Raw genomic sequence first — 15864 nt, 5'->3', positions numbered from 1 at the left:
GATTATAACGACAATGGCAGCCGTACAGGGCTGCCATCGGGTTCACGGGTTACGACCAAAGGGCTCCACGCGAAGGCCTAGACCAGACGCGAAAGCATATCCTCTGCTTCTTCGCGCTGACGTTCATCGCCATCCTTGACCACTTCGTCGAGGATGTCGCGGGCGCCTTGGTGATCGCCCATGTCGATGTAGGCGCGGGCCAGATCGAGCTTGGTGGCCACCTCGTCGGCGCCCGAAAAGAAGTCGAAATCCAGGTCGTCGATCGGTTCGAGTTCAGGTTGCGCGGCGGCATCCTCTTCAGTGAAGTGCGGCTCCAGGGAGGGCGACTCCAGACTTTGCGAGAGTTTGTCCAGCTCGGCGTTGACGTCATCGAGTTCGGAGGCGAACTGTTGCGCGCCTGGCGAATCGTCCTGCAGGGAGAGATCAAAATCGGCCGGCAGGTCGAAATCGGTGGCCGGATCAAAGGCCGGTACCGGATCGATTGCACTGGGCGCTGCGTCATCCCGACCACCCGTCCCCTCGGGTTCACCGATGTCCAGGTCGAAATCGGACAGATCCTGGGCTGGCGTGGCTTCAGCGCTGGCTTGCGCCAGCAAGGTTTCGAAGTCTGCATCGGCCGGGTCTTGCATTTGGGCCTCTGAAGCGAGCGCATCAGTGGTCGGGCTGGCAGCCGATGTCGCGGGCTCGGGAGAAGGCTCGTCCAGGCTCAAGTCGAAATCGTCATCCAGCGCCGGATCATCCAGCTGCGCAGTATCGAGCGTCGGAATATCCCCGAAGGCGTCCGAATCGGCAGCGGCCTGAGCCTGCGGCTCCGCTGCCACTGCAGGTGATGAAACCGGCTGATCATCGAGCAGCCCTTGCACATACTGCTCGTCCAGCTTGGCAGCCAAGGCAGCAGCGCCCACACCGGCCGCCGCCAAGGCCAGCATCGCCGGGTAACGTTCGCGAAGGCCGGCCACTTCTGCGGTGTTCCCCGCCGTCGCCGGCAACTGGCGCTCCTGCTCGGCGAAGGCGCTTTGATCACCTTGGCGAGCGTAGACCTCCATCAATTTCAAGCGCAGGTCATCGCGCCTGGGCGCGCTGGCAACTGCAGGCTCCAGCAGCTCCGTGGCACGGTTCAGGCGACCCTCGGCAATGCACACCTCGGCCTGCGCCAACAAGGGCCCATAAGGGTCTGCCGCGGGCTCACGCACAGGTTGTGCAACGGGTTTTTCAGAGGCCGCTGCCGCTGCCGCCGAGGCGGCGACCGCCGCTGGCGAGAGCGTAACGGTCGGGGACACGACTTCGACGCCATCCAGGCTGTCATCCTCTGGATCGAAACCCTCGATCTGCTCCTCTTCCAGAGCGCGCGCCATGCGCAAATGCTTCTCGGCTTCCTGTTGGGCCCTGCGCTTACGCGCCAGCAGCCAGAGCAGCAGCGCCAGGACCAGGACGGTAGAACCGGCGATCAGCCATAGCAACCAGCGGCTTGCCAGTACGTCGTCGAGGCTGCTGTCCGCCTGGGTGTCTGCGGCCGCGGGTTGGGCGTCTGGCGCAGCCGAGGGCGCTGGCGCGATCACGGGTTGATCGGGAACGGCCGGCTGGCTCGCCGTCGGGACCGGGTCGGTCACAGGCACAGCCGCCTGCGCAGGCGCCAGGGCCTGCTGACCGGGTTCGCCAGGGACCGCCGCTGCTGGCGCAGGGGTAGCCGCACCTTGAGCTTCCAGCCGGGCCAACTGATCGTTCTTGAGCTCGATCAGGCGCTGCAGCTTGTCCAGCTGGCTCTGCAGGTCGGACATGCGGCTTTTGAGTTCTTCGTTGTCACGGCGGCTGGTGTCCAGGCTTTCCTGCGCCACTGCCAGCTTGTCATTCAGCGCCTTGGCCTGACCGGTACCCGGCTGGTTGCCAGGGCTGACCAGGCGCAGGTTGTCGCCTTGGGCGATGGCAGCGGGTGCGGCGTCTGCTGCACCACGGCGGGTGGCGTCGAGCTGGCGGGCACGTGGCCCCAGGCGTCTACCCTCGCGCCAGGCCGCGTACTGCTCGGCGACCTCGCGATTGGCTTCACCTTGGGCGATGCTCTGGATCTGTTGCTGATCGGGCAGGCGCAATACCTGGCCTACCTTGAGCTGGTTGATGTTGTTGCCGATGAACGCATCCGGGTTCAGCGCCTGGATCGCGATCATGGTTTGCTGGATCGACCCGCCCTGGGCGTTGCGCGCCGCGATCTGCCACAGGGTATCGCGGCGCTGGGTCGTATAGCTGCCAGGGCCGGTGGTCGCAGCGGCGACAGTGCCCGTTGCGGCCTGCGGGCCCTGGGCCTTGGCCTGATCCAACAGGACGCTGTAGTCACGCAACAGGCGGCCCTGAGGCCACATCACCTGTACCAGGAACTTGACCACCGGCCCCGGCATGGGCTGGCTGGAGGTCACGCGAAGCACGCTTCGGCCATTGGGGTTGATCACAGGCGTAAAGCGCAAGTCCTGCAAGGCGCTGGAGAAGTTCACGCCTGCCTTGGCGAACTCTTCAGGCGGGGCCAGGCTTGGTGCCAGCTGCGCCGCGGTCAGGTCACGCACATCGAGCAGTTCGATTTCGGCCTCCAGTGGCTGGTTCTGCGCCGACTTCAGGGTCAGCTCTCCCAAGCCCAGAGCGTTGGCCATGCCCGAGGACAGCGCCGAGGCTGCTGCCATGGCCAGAACCAGTTTGCGGATTCGAAGCATGAACTCTTCCCTTGTATGGATCGTCCCGAAACGTGCAGGCAGAGCAGGACAAAAGTGCCTGCCAGTATCTTTTACAGACCGTGTTTAATCAACAATTGTGCCACCTGCACAGCGTTGAGCGCCGCGCCCTTGCGCACATTGTCGGTGGTCAACCAGAGGTTGAGCTGCCGGGTTTGATCAACGCCATGGCGTACACGTCCAACATAGACCACGTCCTGCCCCACTGCGTCGCCAACCGGTGTTGGATAGTCGTCCGGATCTACCCGGTCGATGCCTGCCGCCACGTCCAAGGCCTGGTTGACGGCCGATAAATCCACGGCGTGGCGGCACTGCACCGCCACATTGAAGCTATCGCCGAAAAACACCGGGACTTGAATGCAGCTTGCTGAAATACTCAGTTCAGGCTGGCCCAGCAGCTCGCGCAGCTCCTGCACCATCCGCCGCTCCACGGCGGTATGACCCTGCTCGTCGACCTTGCCGACCTGGGCCAGCACGTTGAAGGCGACCTGGCGATCGAAGAAACGCGGTTCCAACGGACGGGCATTGAGCAACTCGGCCGTTTGCCGCGCAAGCTCGTTGACTGCCTCACGGCCTTGAGCCGATACCGCCAAAGACGCCACCACCTGAACATGCTCGATGTCCAGCAAATGCTTGATCGGGGCCAGCGCGGCGGCGGCGGCCACGGCTCCTGAACAGGGGCTTGTGATCAGCGCGGGCCGCTTGAGCCCCGCCACCTGCTCGGCGTTGGCCTCTGGAACGACAACCAAGGCGTTGTCCAGGGCACCGGACAGGTCGATGACGGTGCAGCCCGCTTGCACAGCTCGGGCGGCGAAGCTGCGGCTGACCGCGGCACCGGCTGCAAAGAACGCCAGCTTGACCTGCGCGAAATCGAACCCCTCGACTTCACGTACCTTGAGCTTCTTCCCGGCGAACATCACGCTGCTGCCCGCCGATTCGATGCTGGCGAGCAGATGCAGGGTGGCGACCGGGAAATCCAGCTCTTCGAGAATCTGGACCAACGCCTCACCGACGCTGCCGGTGGCACCGACGACGGCGATATCGAATGAAGGTTTCATATTGCAGGCTGCCTCTGGCGAAACGGGAGCGGCACTTTACCCGCATTACACAAGCGAGGCCAACGCCGACCCGTCGCAGGTAGTCGCCACCTGCCTGTGCGCAGCCTCGTATCCCCTGCCACCTTCACCGCACGCCTCAAAATAAAAAACCCGCGCTGGGAGCAGCGCGGGTTCGGGTACAGATGGGGCCGTATCAACGTTCCAGCAGGATCCGCAGCATACGACGCAGCGGTTCGGCAGCGCCCCACAGCAGTTGGTCACCTACCGTGAACGCCCCCAGGTACTGGGAACCCATGTTCAGCTTGCGCAGACGACCAACCGGAATGTTCAACGTGCCGGTCACCTTGGTGGGGGTCAGTTCCTGCATGCTGATTTCGCGCTGGTTGGGTACCAGCTTCACCCAAGGATTATGCTGGCTGATCATGCCTTCGATGTCGGCGATCGGCACGTCCTTGTTCAGCTTGATGGTCAGCGCCTGGCTGTGGCAACGCATTGCACCGATGCGCACGCAGATGCCATCCACCGGAATCGGGTTCTTGAAGCGACCCAGAATCTTGTTGGTTTCGGCCTGCGCCTTCCATTCTTCGCGGCTCTGGCCGTTGGGCAACTCCTTGTCGATCCAGGGGATCAAGCTGCCGGCCAATGGGACGCCGAAGTTTTCAGCCGGGTAGGCATCGCTGCGCATGGCTTCGGCCACTTTACGGTCGATGTCGAGGATGGCGCTGGCCGGGTTGGCCAGGTCCTCGGCGACCGCCGCATGGGTGGCACCCATCTGCTTGATCAGCTCGCGCATGTTCTGCGCCCCTGCACCGGACGCTGCCTGGTAGGTCATGGCGCTCATCCAGTCCACCAGACCGGCCTCGAACAACCCGCCAAGGCCCATCAGCATCAGGCTGACCGTGCAATTGCCGCCGATGAAGTTGCGGGTACCGGCATCAAGCTGGTGGTCGATGACCTTGCGGTTGACCGGGTCGAGCACGATGACCGCATCATCCTGCATCCGCAGGGACGAGGCCGCATCGATCCAGTAGCCCTGCCAGCCTGCTTCGCGCAGCTTGGGGAACACTTCATTGGTGTAGTCGCCGCCCTGGCAAGTCAGGATCACGTCGAGGGTCTTGAGCTCTTCGATGGAATACGCGTCCTTGAGCGGCGCGGTATCCTTGCCCACGTTCGGGCCCTGGCCACCAATATTGGAGGTGGTGAAGAACACGGGCTCGATAAGGTCGAAATCCTGCTCCTCCAGCATTCGCTGCATGAGCACGGAACCAACCATGCCGCGCCAACCGATCAGACCTACACGTTTCATCGCAACTACACCTTTGCTAAAAGTGGGCCGCCATCGGGATTGGGGATGGCGGGCCAGAGAGATTACAGATTCCGCAGCGCTGCGACTACTGCGTCGCCCATTTCCTGCGTGCCGACCTTGCGGCAGCCCTCGGAGAAAATGTCGCCAGTGCGCAAGCCCTGGTCGAGCACCAGGCTGACAGCCTGCTCGATGGCCTCGGCAGCAGCCGACTGGTCGAAGCTGTAGCGCAGCATCATCGACACGGACAGGATGGTGGCCAACGGGTTGGCGATGCCTGCTCCGGCGATATCCGGCGCCGAGCCGTGGCAGGGCTCGTACATGCCCTTGTTGTTGGCATCCAGCGACGCCGATGGCAGCATGCCGATGGAACCGGTCAGCATGGAAGCTTCATCCGACAGGATGTCGCCGAACATGTTGTCGGTCACCATGACGTCGAACTGCTTCGGTGCGCGCACCAGCTGCATCGCCGCGTTGTCGACGTACATGTGGCTCAGTTCCACATCCGGGTAATCCTGTGCCACGCTCTCGACCACTTCCCGCCACAGCTGACTGGAAGCCAGAACGTTGGCCTTGTCCACCGAGCACAGTTTCTTGCCACGCACCCGGGCCATGTCGAAACCGACGCGGGCGATACGCCGCACTTCGCTTTCGCTGTAGGGCAAGGTGTCATAGGCCTGGCGCTCGCCACCTTCAAGCTCGCGCTGACCACGTGGGGCACCGAAGTAGATGCCGCCGGTCAGCTCGCGAACGATGAGGATGTCCAGGCCAGAGACGATTTCCGGCTTGAGCGAGGACGCATCGGCCAGCTGCGGATAGAGAATGGCCGGGCGCAGGTTGGCAAACAGCCCCAGTTGCGAGCGGATCTTCAGCAGGCCGCGCTCAGGACGAATGTCACGCTCGATCTTGTCCCACTTGGGACCGCCTACGGCGCCGAGCAGCACGGCATCGGCCTGGCGTGCACGCTCCAGGGTTTCATCGGCCAGCGGCACCCCGTGCTTGTCGATGGCTGCGCCACCGATCACGTCATGGGTCAGGCTGAGGTCGAGCTGGTACTTGTCATTGGCCAACTCCAGCACCTTGACGGCTTCGGCCATGATTTCAGGACCGATGCCATCACCCGGAAGAATCAAAATCTGCTTGCTCATGCTTTCCTCTATGCATTCACGCAGCGCGGCGAATCGGGCCGCGCCGAAAAAGGCTTAACGTTCTGCCCACAGCACCAGCACATCCGTGCTGAACGAGCCATCGGCCTCGATCTGGTAATACTGCCGTACTTCTTCGCCCATGGCTTGCTGCAGTTCGCGGATGGCCAGGCGCATCGGCTCAGGGGTGCGCATGCGCTCGACCCAACTGCCGAATTCCAGGCGCAGTGACTGCCGGGCATGACTGCGAACACGCAGGCCAGCCTCGCTGACCTGGCGCTGCCACTGGGCAGCAGAGTAATTGCGAACATGACTGGTGTCGCGCAGCACTTCTACCGCTTGCAGGTACGTGTCCAGCAGCGGGCTACCAGGCGACATGACGTCGATGAATGCCGCCACGCCGCCCGGCTTGAGCACGCGGCGCACCTCGCGCAGCGCCAGGCCCAGGTCGCTCCAGTGATGGGCTGAGTAGCGGCTGAACACATAGTCGAACGACGCATCGGCAAATGGCAGCGATTCTGCCGCGCCACGCTCGGTCATGATATTGGTCAGCGCGCGATCGGCGGCAGCGTTGGCGACGACGTCCAGCATGGACTGGGAAAGGTCGTACGCGACCACCTGCGCCACCAGCGGCGCAACCTGGAAGCTGACGTGACCTGCCCCGCAGCCCAGGTCCAGCACGCGTGCATCGCCCTGCCCCTGCAACTCGGCCTGCAACAGCGCGAACTCGCTGCCTTGAGCATGCACGGCGCTGCTGAGGTAGGCACCCGCCTGATCGCCAAATTGGCGCTGAACCACATCGGTATGCTGTGTACGAGTCATTGGGATGTCCTGGTGATGGAGGAGTTGCCGATACGGGATCGACCATGGCGGCAGTGGTACAGGCTGTCGCCAGAGAGCGTGGGCGATCCGGCTTGCACCGACCTGCTGGCAAGCAGGCCGGTGAGCGCGTTCGCTTCAGTCAGGCGTCACGGAACAGCCAGGGTTGCGCAGCACGGTGCTTGCCCTCGAACGCCTTGATCGCATCGCTGTCCTGCAGGGTCAGGCCAATGTCGTCCAGGCCATTGAGCAGGCAATGCTTGCGGAATGCGTCGATCTCGAAGTGCAGCACCTTGCCGTCCGGACGTGTCACCGCCTGGGCCTGCAGGTCGATGGTCAGCTGGTAACCTGGCGCGGCTTCTACCTGCTTGAACAGCTCATCGACTTCTTCATCGCTGAGGATGATCGGCAGCAAGCCGTTCTTGAAGCTGTTGTTGAAGAAGATATCGGCAAAGCTTGGCGCGATGATGCTCCGAAAGCCGTACTCGTCCAGGGCCCAGGGGGCATGCTCACGGCTGGACCCGCAACCGAAGTTCTCGCGCGCCAACAACACGCTGGCGCCTTGATAGCGCGGATGATTGAGCACGAATTCTTCGTTTACCGGGCGCTTGCTGTTGTCCTGATAGGGCTGGCCTACGTCCAGGTAACGCCACTCGTCGAACAGGTTGGGGCCAAAGCCTGTGCGCTTGATCGACTTCAAGAACTGCTTGGGGATGATCTGGTCGGTATCGACGTTGGCACGGTCCAACGGCGCAACCAGGCCTATGTGCTGAGTGAAAGCTTTCATGCTGCGCTCCCTTGGATCAACTCGCGGACATCGATGAAGTGGCCGGTGACGGCGGCCGCGGCGGCCATGGCCGGGCTCACCAGGTGCGTGCGGCCACCTGCGCCCTGACGACCTTCGAAGTTACGGTTGGAGGTGGATGCACAGTGCTCGCCGCTTTCCAGCCGATCCGGGTTCATGGCCAGGCACATCGAGCAGCCTGGCTCGCGCCATTCGAAGCCGGCTTCGACGAATATCTTGTCCAGGCCTTCACGCTCGGCCTGAGCCTTCACCAGGCCCGAGCCGGGAACGACGATGGCTTGCTTGACGCTGCTCGCCACCTTGCGGCCCTTGGCGATCTGCGCTGCCGCGCGCAGGTCTTCGATGCGCGAATTGGTGCACGAGCCGATGAACACGCGATCCAGGTGGATATCGGTGATCGCCTGGTTGGCCTTCAGGCCCATGTACTTCAGGGCGCGCTCAATGGAGCCACGCTTGACCAGGTCGGCTTCGGCAGCCGGGTCCGGCACCCGCTGGTCGACGGCAAGCACCATTTCTGGCGAGGTACCCCAGCTGACCTGCGGCTTGATCTGCGTGGCATCGAGTTCGACCACGGTATCGAAAACGGCATCCTCATCGGACACCAGGTCTTTCCACGCCTGGACAGCACGCGTCCACTGCTCGCCCTTGGGCGAGTAAGGGCGGCCTTCGACATAAGCGATGGTGGTGGCGTCGGTGGCCACCAAGCCAACACGGGCACCGGCTTCGATGGACATGTTGCAGATGGTCATGCGGCCTTCCATCGACAGCTCGCGAATGGCACTGCCCGCAAACTCCATCGCGTGACCGTTGCCACCGGCAGTGCCGATCTTGCCGATCACCGCCAGGACGATGTCCTTGGCCGTGACACCCGGCGGCAGCTGGCCTTCGACGCGCACCAGCATGTTCTTCATCTTCTTGGCCACCAGGCACTGGGTAGCCAGTACGTGTTCGACCTCGGAGGTGCCGATGCCGTGGGCCAGCGCACCGAAGGCGCCGTGGGTGGAGGTGTGTGAGTCGCCGCAGACCACGGTCATGCCTGGCAAGGTAGCGCCTTGTTCGGGGCTGATGACGTGGACGATGCCCTGGCGCTCGTCGTTCATCTTGAATTCGACGATGCCGTATTCATCACAGTTCTCGTCGAGGGTCTGCACCTGTAGGCGCGACACCTGGTCGACAATGGCTTCGATCCCGCCCTTGCGCTCCGGGGTGGTCGGCACGTTGTGGTCGGGCGTGGCGATGTTGGCATCGATACGCCATGGCTTGCGCTTGGCCAGGCGCAGCCCTTCGAAAGCCTGCGGCGAGGTCACTTCATGGATGATGTGACGGTCGATGTAGATCAAGGACGAGCCGTCATCACGGCGCTTGACCTCGTGGGCTTCCCAGAGTTTGTCGTAGAGCGTTTTGCCAGCCATCAGACTGTTCCTCATCAGCGTCTTTCTATGCCAAAGACCCCTTGGCTTGTATGGGCGATGCTAGGGGGTTAGAGTGAATAACTCAAATTCATAATTTTTATCCTTTGGATAACCGAAAGGAATTCTCCCAATGGACTTGGCCAATCTCAGTGCATTTATCGCCATTGCGGAAATCGGCAGCTTTTCCAGTGCAGCCGAGCGTCTGTACCTGACCCAGCCTGCCGTCAGCAAGCGCATTGCTGGCCTGGAGCAGCAGTTGAGCACACGGTTGTTCGACCGCCTGGGCCGCGAGGTGACATTGACCGAAGCCGGGCGTGCACTGCTTCCCAGGGCCTACCAAATTCTCAACGTGCTTGAGGATACCCGACGGGCGCTGACCAATTTGTCAGGGGAAGTGGGGGGGCGGTTGACCCTGGCCACAAGCCACCACATCGGCCTGCACCGCCTTCCCCCATTATTGCGGGCTTTCACCCGCCAATACCCGGCAGTGGCGTTGGATATTCAGTTTCTGGATTCGGAACAGGCCTACGATGAGATTCTGCATGGTCGTGCCGAACTGGCGGTCATTACCCTCGCACCTGAGCCCCACCCCCTGATCAACGCGGTACCGGTATGGCAGGACGCGCTGGATTTCGTAGCCGCCCCCGAGCACCCATTGGCCAACAACGACGCCGTTACCCTTGCCGATGTGTCTTGCCACCCTGCGGTGTTTCCAGGAGGCAATACGTTCACCCACCACATTGTCCAGCGTCTGTTCGAAAGCCAAGGCCTGACACCGAACATCGCCATGAGCACCAACTACCTGGAAACCATCAAGATGATGGTATCGATCGGTCTGGCCTGGAGCGTGCTGCCGCGCACGATGCTTGACGACCAGGTGGCACCCATCGCCTTGCCCGGCATTGGGTTGTCCCGCCAGCTAGGCTACATTCTGCACACCGAGCGGACCCTGTCCAACGCCGCCAAGGCGTTCATGGCCCTGCTCGATGGCCATGCCGCAAGCGTCTGAACAGCCGTCTGCCCGGCCCCTTCAAGGATGTGCCCCATGCCAAAGGTCTGGTAACCATGCCCAAATCAGCAAACCGCTTCATGCGCCTGCCGCGAATCCATGCGGCAGACCCCGAGGCGTCGGAGCAGGCCTGGCAGAGTGCGCCGCAGCTGTTGGCCGCCTTGAATGGTGCGCGCCTGGGTGCGTGGCTTTGGGATATTGAAAGCGGCCGGGTAAGCTGGTCCCGGGGCACCCAGGCCCTGTTCGGTTTCGACCCGCTGCGCGCCCTGCCCGGAGACATCGATTACCTGGACCTGCTTGCCGAAGAGGACCGCGCGCGAACACGCAAGGCGTTCCAGGCGGTGTTCGATGGCGAACCGGTAGGGCGGGCCATGCGCCACCGCATTCGCTGGCCAGACGGCAGCCTGCATTGGCTGGAGATCAATGGCAGCCTGACCTGCGACCCGCACGGCAGGCCGCAGATGATTGGGGTGGTACGCGAGATCACGCGCCAGCGCGAGCGGGAAACTGCGCTGATGAACTCTGAAAAGCGCCTTGCCACCCTCTTCCACCTGAGCCCCAATGCCATCTTGTTGACCCGACGTCACGACGGCATGATCTTCGAAGTCAATCGGCACTTCGAGGATACATTCGCCTGGCCCGCCAGCCAGGTCATCGGCCGTACCAGCGTGGCGTTGGGGTTGTGGGCCGACGCCGCGCAACGCCAGCACATGCTCGATTCTTCGCGCCTTAACGGCGGCCCGCTGACCATGGAGGTGCAGTTTCGCGGCAGCGACGGCAAGGTCCACGACGGCATCCTTTGCACCCAGGGCATCGAGCTTGAAGGCACCACCTATCAGCTCAGTACTTTCGTCGACACCACCGAGCGAAAGCGCGCGGATCTTGCCCTCAAGGACAGCCAGGAGCGCCTGGACCTTGCGCTGGATTCGGCCCAGCTAGGCACGTGGGACTGGCACATTCCTAGCGGCATGCTCTACGGCTCGGCCCGGGCTGCACAATTACACGGGCTGCCGCCAGTAGCCTTTCACGAGTCCTTCGATGCGTTTTTTGAAGGCGTTCCGGAACAGGAACGCCTCTCCATGCGCAAGGCCTACAGCAGCCTGCGCGAAGGGCCGGCTGGCAATTATCAGTTCACCTACCGGGTACAGTTGGAGAATGGCGTTTCGCGGTATATCGAAAGCCGTGCGCGCTTGTATCGCGACGATCACGGCAACCCTCTGCGCATGGCCGGCACCCTGCTCGACATCACCGACCAGGTTGAGCGCGAGCTTCGCCTGAGTGCCTCGGAGGAAAAGTTTGCCAGCCTGTTTCAAGTCAGCCCCGACCCTATCTGCGTAACGCGCCAGGACACGGGACAATTCATCGAGATCAACCCCGCCTTCACCCATACCTTCGGTTGGACGACCGAGCAGTTGATCGGCCGCACGGCCCAAGAAATAGGCTTGTGGGCCGAATCGGCCCTGCGTGCGCACCGCATCGAACGGGTCATCCGCGAGCAGGCCCTGAGCAATGTTGCGTTGGTCGTCCATCACCGCAGTGGCGACGCCTTGACCTGCCTGATCTCCAGCCGCCTGATCACAGTGGACGGCCAACCCTGCAGCGTCACCACGCTGCGCGACATCACCCAACAACAGCGGGCAGAGGCAGCGCTCAAATCCAGCGAAGAGAAATTCGCCAAGGCGTTTCACTCAAGCCCGGACGCCATCACCATCACTGAATGCGCAACCGGGCGTTACCTGGAAATCAACGACGGTTTCTGCCGTTTGACCGGATACTCGGCGGGCGAGGTCGTCGGGCGCACCGTTTTCGACATCGGCATCTGGACCGATGCGCAACAGCGAACCACCCTGCTGGCCGAACTGCGCGAGCATGGCCGGGTACACCACCGAGAAATGCTGGGGCGCAACAAGCGCGGCGATCTCCTGACGGTAGAGGTGTCCGTGGAGCAGATCCTGCTCAACGACGTGCAGTGCCTGCTGATGACCGCGCGGGACGTCAGCCAACTGAAACACGCCCAGGCACAGATCCGTCACCTTGCCTACCACGACCCGCTGACCAATCTTCCGAACCGTGCTCTGCTGATGGAGCGGCTGGGTCAGCAGATCGCCTTGCTCAAGCAGCGCAATCTGCGCGGCGCCCTGCTTTTCCTCGATCTGGACCATTTCAAGCACATCAACGACTCGCTGGGCCATCCGGTCGGTGATGCAGTGCTCAAGATCATCACGGCCAGACTAGAGGCCAGTGTACGTGTAGAGGATACCGTGGCACGGCTGGGCGGTGACGAGTTCGTGGTACTGCTCAGCGGCCTGGAAGGCGATCGTGATGAGGTCGAGGATACGGTTCGCCAGTTGGCTGACACCCTACGCGCGCTGCTGGCCCAGCCCATGTCACTCGACGGCCAACGCCTGCAGGTGACACCCAGCATTGGCGTGGCCTTGATCCCGGACCACGGCACAACGCCTGCCGACCTGCTCAAACGCGCCGACATCGCGCTTTATCGCGCCAAGGACTCCGGGCGCAATACGACTCAACTGTTTCATGCCAGCATGCAGAAGGCGGCCAGCGAACGCCTGCGCATGGAGAGTGATTTACGCCTGGCGCTGGCCCGTGGCGAAATGGCCCTGCATTATCAACCGCAGATCGACGCCCGCGACAACCGGATCGTCGGTGCCGAGGTGCTGCTGCGCTGGCACCACCCTCAACTCGGCCAGCAGTCGCCGGGCCAGTTCATTCAGGTCCTTGAGGAAAGCGGGTTGATTCTGGAGGTGGGCAATTGGGTACTCGATGAGGCTTGCGTTGCCTGCGCCCACCTGCTGGCCGACGGCTTGATAGATGCCGACGATTTCAGCCTGTGCGTCAACATCAGCCCGCGGCAATTTCGCCAGAAAGATTTTGTTGGCCGCGTCCTGCGCAGCCTCGACGACAGTCAGTTGCCCAGGAAAGTGCTCAAGCTCGAAATCACCGAAGGTATCGTCATTCAGAACCTGGAAGACACCATTGCCAAGATGCGGGCGTTGCAAAGCCACGGGGTAACGTTTGCCATGGACGACTTCGGCACGGGGTATTCCTCGCTGACCTACCTCAAACGCCTGCCCGTCGATGCACTGAAGATTGACCAGACATTCGTCCGTGACGTAACGATAGACCCCAACGATGCTGAAATCGTCCGCGCCATCGTGGCCATGGCGCTTAGCCTCGGGCTTGCGGTAATCGCCGAGGGTGTAGAGCTGACCGAACAGCTGGCGTTTCTGGAAAAATTGGGGTGTCACCTGTACCAGGGCTACCTGCACAGCCGGCCTTTGCCGCTGCAGGCGTTCCGGCAACTGTTGCAAGCGCCCTGAAGTGACCGCGCGCCTGCACAACGCAAGAAGGGCACCCTGGGGTGCCCTTCTTGGTGATGCGCTGGATCAGTTCAGCGCGGGTTGCTCGCCGTTGATCGGGATGCGCTTGGCCTTGGCTTCTTCAGGCACGATACGCAGCAGATCGATGCTAAGCAGACCGTTGGCCAAGCCCGCAGCCTTGACCTCGATGTGGTCAGCCAGACGGAAGGAGAGCTTGAAGGCGCGCTGGGCAATGCCCTGGTGCAGGTATGTCACTTCTGCCGAGCCATTGTCACGCTTGCCACCGGTCACGGTGAGCACGCCTTTTTCGACCTGAAGGTCGAGATCCTCTTCCTGGAAACCAGCCGCGGCAACCACGATGCGGTACTGGTCATCACCGTGCTTTTCCACATTGTAGGGCGGGTAGCTGCTACCAGCCTCATTACGTGCCGCGGATTCGAACAGGTCATTGAAGCGGTCGAAACCAACGGAGTGGCGGAACAGTGGTGCAAGAGAGAAAGCGGTAGTCATGGTCATAACTCCTGAGATATCAGCAAGTAAGTCATTACGCGACCCGAATTCGGCATCGCGTACTCAAGAGATAAGGTCCATCAAGGCGCTTTCAAGGGCCGTGCAAAAAAAATTTCGCCTGTGCCAGGTGGTCACGCCACCTGCGCTTGATCTGCCGTCGACGCCACGCCAAGCAAGCGCCCGATGCGCGCGCAGTCATCTTCGCGGCGCAGCTCGGCGAACAGCAGCACGGCCTCAGGGTAGCTGCGCGTCAACATGGCGACCCATTGCTTCATTCGTCCCGGGGCGTATCGGGGTGATAGTTTGGCCTGGGCTTGAAGCCAGAACGCCTGAAGTAGCGGCAGCAATTGCTCCCAACCCATGGCCTGGTAGGGCGTTCCGGCATTGGCTGCGGCAATCTGCACACCCAGGTCAGGGCGAGAAACCAGGCCACGCCCCAGCATGATGTGCTCAGCGCCGCTGACTTCCCGGCAGCGACGCCAGTCGTCGACCGTCCATATCTCGCCATTGGCGAACACCGGCACCTTGACCACGTCCTGCACGCGCGCCACCCACTCCCAGTGCGCAGGCGGCTTGTAGCCTTCAACCTTGGTCCGGGCATGTACCACCAAATGGGCCGCCCCGCCCTCAGCCAGGGCCACGCCACAGTCCAGCGCCCCATCCGGGGTGTCGAAACCCAGGCGCATCTTGGCGGTGACGGGGATCGCGGCAGGCACCGCGCGCCGGACCTCGCGGACAATGGCGTGGAGCAACTCAGGCTCCTTGAGCAGCACCGCCCCACCCCGGGACTTGTTCACCGTCTTGGCGGGGCAGCCAAAGTTGAGGTCGATGACCGGGGCGCCCAGCTCGCAGGCCAATGCAGCGTTATCGGCAAGGCACGCTGGGTCGGACCCCAGCAGTTGCACGCGCATGGGCACGCCTGCCGCCGTATGCGCGCCGTTGCTCAGCTCGGGGGCCAATTTATGGAACGAGGAGGCTGGCAGCAGGCGATCACAGACGCGGATGAATTCACTGACGCACCAATCGACGCCGCCTACGCGGGTCAGTACGTCTCGCAGAATGTTGTCGACCAGCCCCTCCATGGGGGCCAGGGCAATTTGCATGGAATGATCTCGGCGCAAAAGGCGGCAGTCTAGCAAAATTTAGGCGTGCTTCAGGCGGGCATCAGCGCTGGCCCGTAGCCGTCCAGAAATTCGGCAGGCATGCGCTTGGGTTTGCCAGTAGACAGCTCGATACACGCAAAGGTGGTCCGGGCGCGAAGCAAGGTCATCCCATCACGCGCACGACGCAGCTGAAACCGTCGGGTCATGCGCAGACGCTGATCCCAGTCGACGATCCAGGTGGCTAACTCCAATTCGTCACCTTCGTAAGCGGCGGCGAGGTAATCGATTTCGTGACGGACCACCGCCATGGCGCGATCAAGCAGGCGATACGCCGCAAGGTCCAACCCCAGGCGTTGGGAATGTCGCCAGGCGCAACGTTCCAGCCAAGTGACGTAGACGGCATTGTTGGCATGCCCCAGTCCATCGATGTCTTCGCTGCCGACAAGCACGTCGATTATGAAAGGTGTGGGCAGGTCCCAGCTCATGTTCATGTCCCATGGGGCAAAAAGGGGATTTAGCAGTGAGCGGACCAGAAATGTCCACCCCAGAAGGGAGAGCGGCGTTAGGGATTTTTTGGTAGAAAAAACAAAAGGCCCATTCAATATGCGAATGAGCCTTTAAAGTCCCGCAAAACGCGGGTAAACG

12 protein-coding genes are annotated in these 15864 nt (G+C 62.3%); 2 read left to right on the top strand and 10 right to left on the bottom strand.

Annotated features, from left to right (window positions below):
- Positions 1 to 77: 77 nt before the first annotated feature.
- The 7 genes from PFU01S_RS16840 to leuC all read right to left on the bottom strand — a co-directional run bounded on the left by PFU01S_RS16840 (position 78) and on the right by leuC (position 9256).
- Entirely contained in the window at positions 78 to 2696 is a 2619-nt protein-coding gene (locus tag PFU01S_RS16840; protein WP_028688134.1) for a motility hub landmark protein FimV, read from the bottom strand.
- Positions 2697 to 2767: 71 nt separating this feature from the next.
- Entirely contained in the window at positions 2768 to 3772 is a 1005-nt protein-coding gene (locus tag PFU01S_RS16835; protein ID WP_028688133.1) for an aspartate-semialdehyde dehydrogenase, read from the bottom strand.
- A gap of 193 nt (positions 3773 to 3965) precedes the next feature.
- Positions 3966 to 5078 carry an aspartate-semialdehyde dehydrogenase gene (gene asd, locus PFU01S_RS16830; RefSeq protein WP_027916490.1) on the bottom strand — a complete coding sequence of 371 codons (1113 nt, stop codon included), beginning with the start codon at positions 5076 to 5078 and terminating at the stop codon, positions 3966 to 3968.
- 62 nt (positions 5079 to 5140) lie between these two features.
- Positions 5141 to 6223 carry a 3-isopropylmalate dehydrogenase gene (gene leuB / locus PFU01S_RS16825; RefSeq protein WP_028688132.1) on the bottom strand — a complete coding sequence of 361 codons (1083 nt, stop codon included), beginning with the start codon at positions 6221 to 6223 and terminating at the stop codon, positions 5141 to 5143.
- Between the two features lie 54 nt (positions 6224 to 6277).
- The gene (locus PFU01S_RS16820; protein WP_028688131.1) at positions 6278 to 7042 is read right to left on the bottom strand and encodes a class I SAM-dependent methyltransferase; all 765 of its coding nucleotides are present in this window, start codon (positions 7040 to 7042) and stop codon (positions 6278 to 6280) included.
- Positions 7043 to 7181: 139 nt separating this feature from the next.
- Positions 7182 to 7826 (bottom strand): 3-isopropylmalate dehydratase small subunit, encoded by a 645-nt coding sequence (gene leuD / locus PFU01S_RS16815; protein ID WP_027916487.1) that lies wholly within the window; start codon positions 7824 to 7826, stop codon positions 7182 to 7184.
- Entirely contained in the window at positions 7823 to 9256 is a 1434-nt protein-coding gene (gene leuC, locus PFU01S_RS16810) for a 3-isopropylmalate dehydratase large subunit (protein ID WP_027916486.1), read from the bottom strand. Before leuC ends, leuD begins: the two co-directional genes overlap by 4 nt.
- Positions 9257 to 9386: 130 nt before the next feature.
- On the opposite strand from leuC, the gene PFU01S_RS16805 reads away from it, so the two are divergent.
- Positions 9387 to 10265 carry a LysR family transcriptional regulator gene (locus PFU01S_RS16805; protein ID WP_028688130.1) on the top strand — a complete coding sequence of 293 codons (879 nt, stop codon included), beginning with the start codon at positions 9387 to 9389 and terminating at the stop codon, positions 10263 to 10265.
- Between the two features lie 56 nt (positions 10266 to 10321).
- Positions 10322 to 13606: a sensor domain-containing protein gene (locus PFU01S_RS16800; RefSeq protein ID WP_028688129.1), complete on the top strand. Its 3285-nt coding sequence runs from the start codon at positions 10322 to 10324 to the stop codon at positions 13604 to 13606.
- Between the two features lie 66 nt (positions 13607 to 13672).
- On the opposite strand, the gene PFU01S_RS16795 is transcribed toward PFU01S_RS16800, so the two are convergent.
- From PFU01S_RS16795 to PFU01S_RS16785, 3 genes are all read right to left on the bottom strand, one after another.
- Positions 13673 to 14116, bottom strand: a complete 444-nt coding sequence (locus PFU01S_RS16795; protein WP_027916483.1) for an Hsp20 family protein — start codon at positions 14114 to 14116, stop codon at positions 13673 to 13675.
- 131 nt (positions 14117 to 14247) lie between these two features.
- Positions 14248 to 15219 (bottom strand): tRNA dihydrouridine synthase, encoded by a 972-nt coding sequence (locus tag PFU01S_RS16790; RefSeq protein WP_027916482.1) that lies wholly within the window; start codon positions 15217 to 15219, stop codon positions 14248 to 14250.
- Between the two features lie 50 nt (positions 15220 to 15269).
- Positions 15270 to 15704, bottom strand: coding sequence for an acyl-CoA thioesterase (locus PFU01S_RS16785; protein WP_027916481.1), 435 nt, complete (start codon positions 15702 to 15704; stop codon positions 15270 to 15272).
- Positions 15705 to 15864 lie beyond the last annotated feature (160 nt).

Origin of the sequence: Pseudomonas fulva NBRC 16637 = DSM 17717 (genome assembly GCF_000730565.1) — a bacterium.
GTDB classification, from domain to species: domain Bacteria; phylum Pseudomonadota; class Gammaproteobacteria; order Pseudomonadales; family Pseudomonadaceae; genus Aquipseudomonas; species Aquipseudomonas fulva.
The sequence above is the reverse complement of the archived record's forward strand: the minus strand, read 5'-3'. Positions and strand labels throughout refer to the sequence as shown.

Coding starts and splice junctions, on each gene's coding strand:
- PFU01S_RS16840 (WP_028688134.1), bottom strand. CDS start 2,696: ATGCTTCGAATCCGCAAACTGGTTCTGGCCATGGCAGCAGCCTCGGCG.
- PFU01S_RS16835 (WP_028688133.1), bottom strand. CDS start 3,772: ATGAAACCTTCATTCGATATCGCCGTCGTCGGTGCCACCGGCAGCGTC.
- asd (WP_027916490.1), bottom strand. CDS start 5,078: ATGAAACGTGTAGGTCTGATCGGTTGGCGCGGCATGGTTGGTTCCGTG.
- leuB (WP_028688132.1), bottom strand. CDS start 6,223: ATGAGCAAGCAGATTTTGATTCTTCCGGGTGATGGCATCGGTCCTGAA.
- PFU01S_RS16820 (WP_028688131.1), bottom strand. CDS start 7,042: ATGACTCGTACACAGCATACCGATGTGGTTCAGCGCCAATTTGGCGAT.
- leuD (WP_027916487.1), bottom strand. CDS start 7,826: ATGAAAGCTTTCACTCAGCACATAGGCCTGGTTGCGCCGTTGGACCGT.
- leuC (WP_027916486.1), bottom strand. CDS start 9,256: ATGGCTGGCAAAACGCTCTACGACAAACTCTGGGAAGCCCACGAGGTC.
- PFU01S_RS16805 (WP_028688130.1), top strand. CDS start 9,387: ATGGACTTGGCCAATCTCAGTGCATTTATCGCCATTGCGGAAATCGGC.
- PFU01S_RS16800 (WP_028688129.1), top strand. CDS start 10,322: ATGCCCAAATCAGCAAACCGCTTCATGCGCCTGCCGCGAATCCATGCG.
- PFU01S_RS16795 (WP_027916483.1), bottom strand. CDS start 14,116: ATGACTACCGCTTTCTCTCTTGCACCACTGTTCCGCCACTCCGTTGGT.
- PFU01S_RS16790 (WP_027916482.1), bottom strand. CDS start 15,219: ATGCAAATTGCCCTGGCCCCCATGGAGGGGCTGGTCGACAACATTCTG.
- PFU01S_RS16785 (WP_027916481.1), bottom strand. CDS start 15,704: ATGAGCTGGGACCTGCCCACACCTTTCATAATCGACGTGCTTGTCGGC.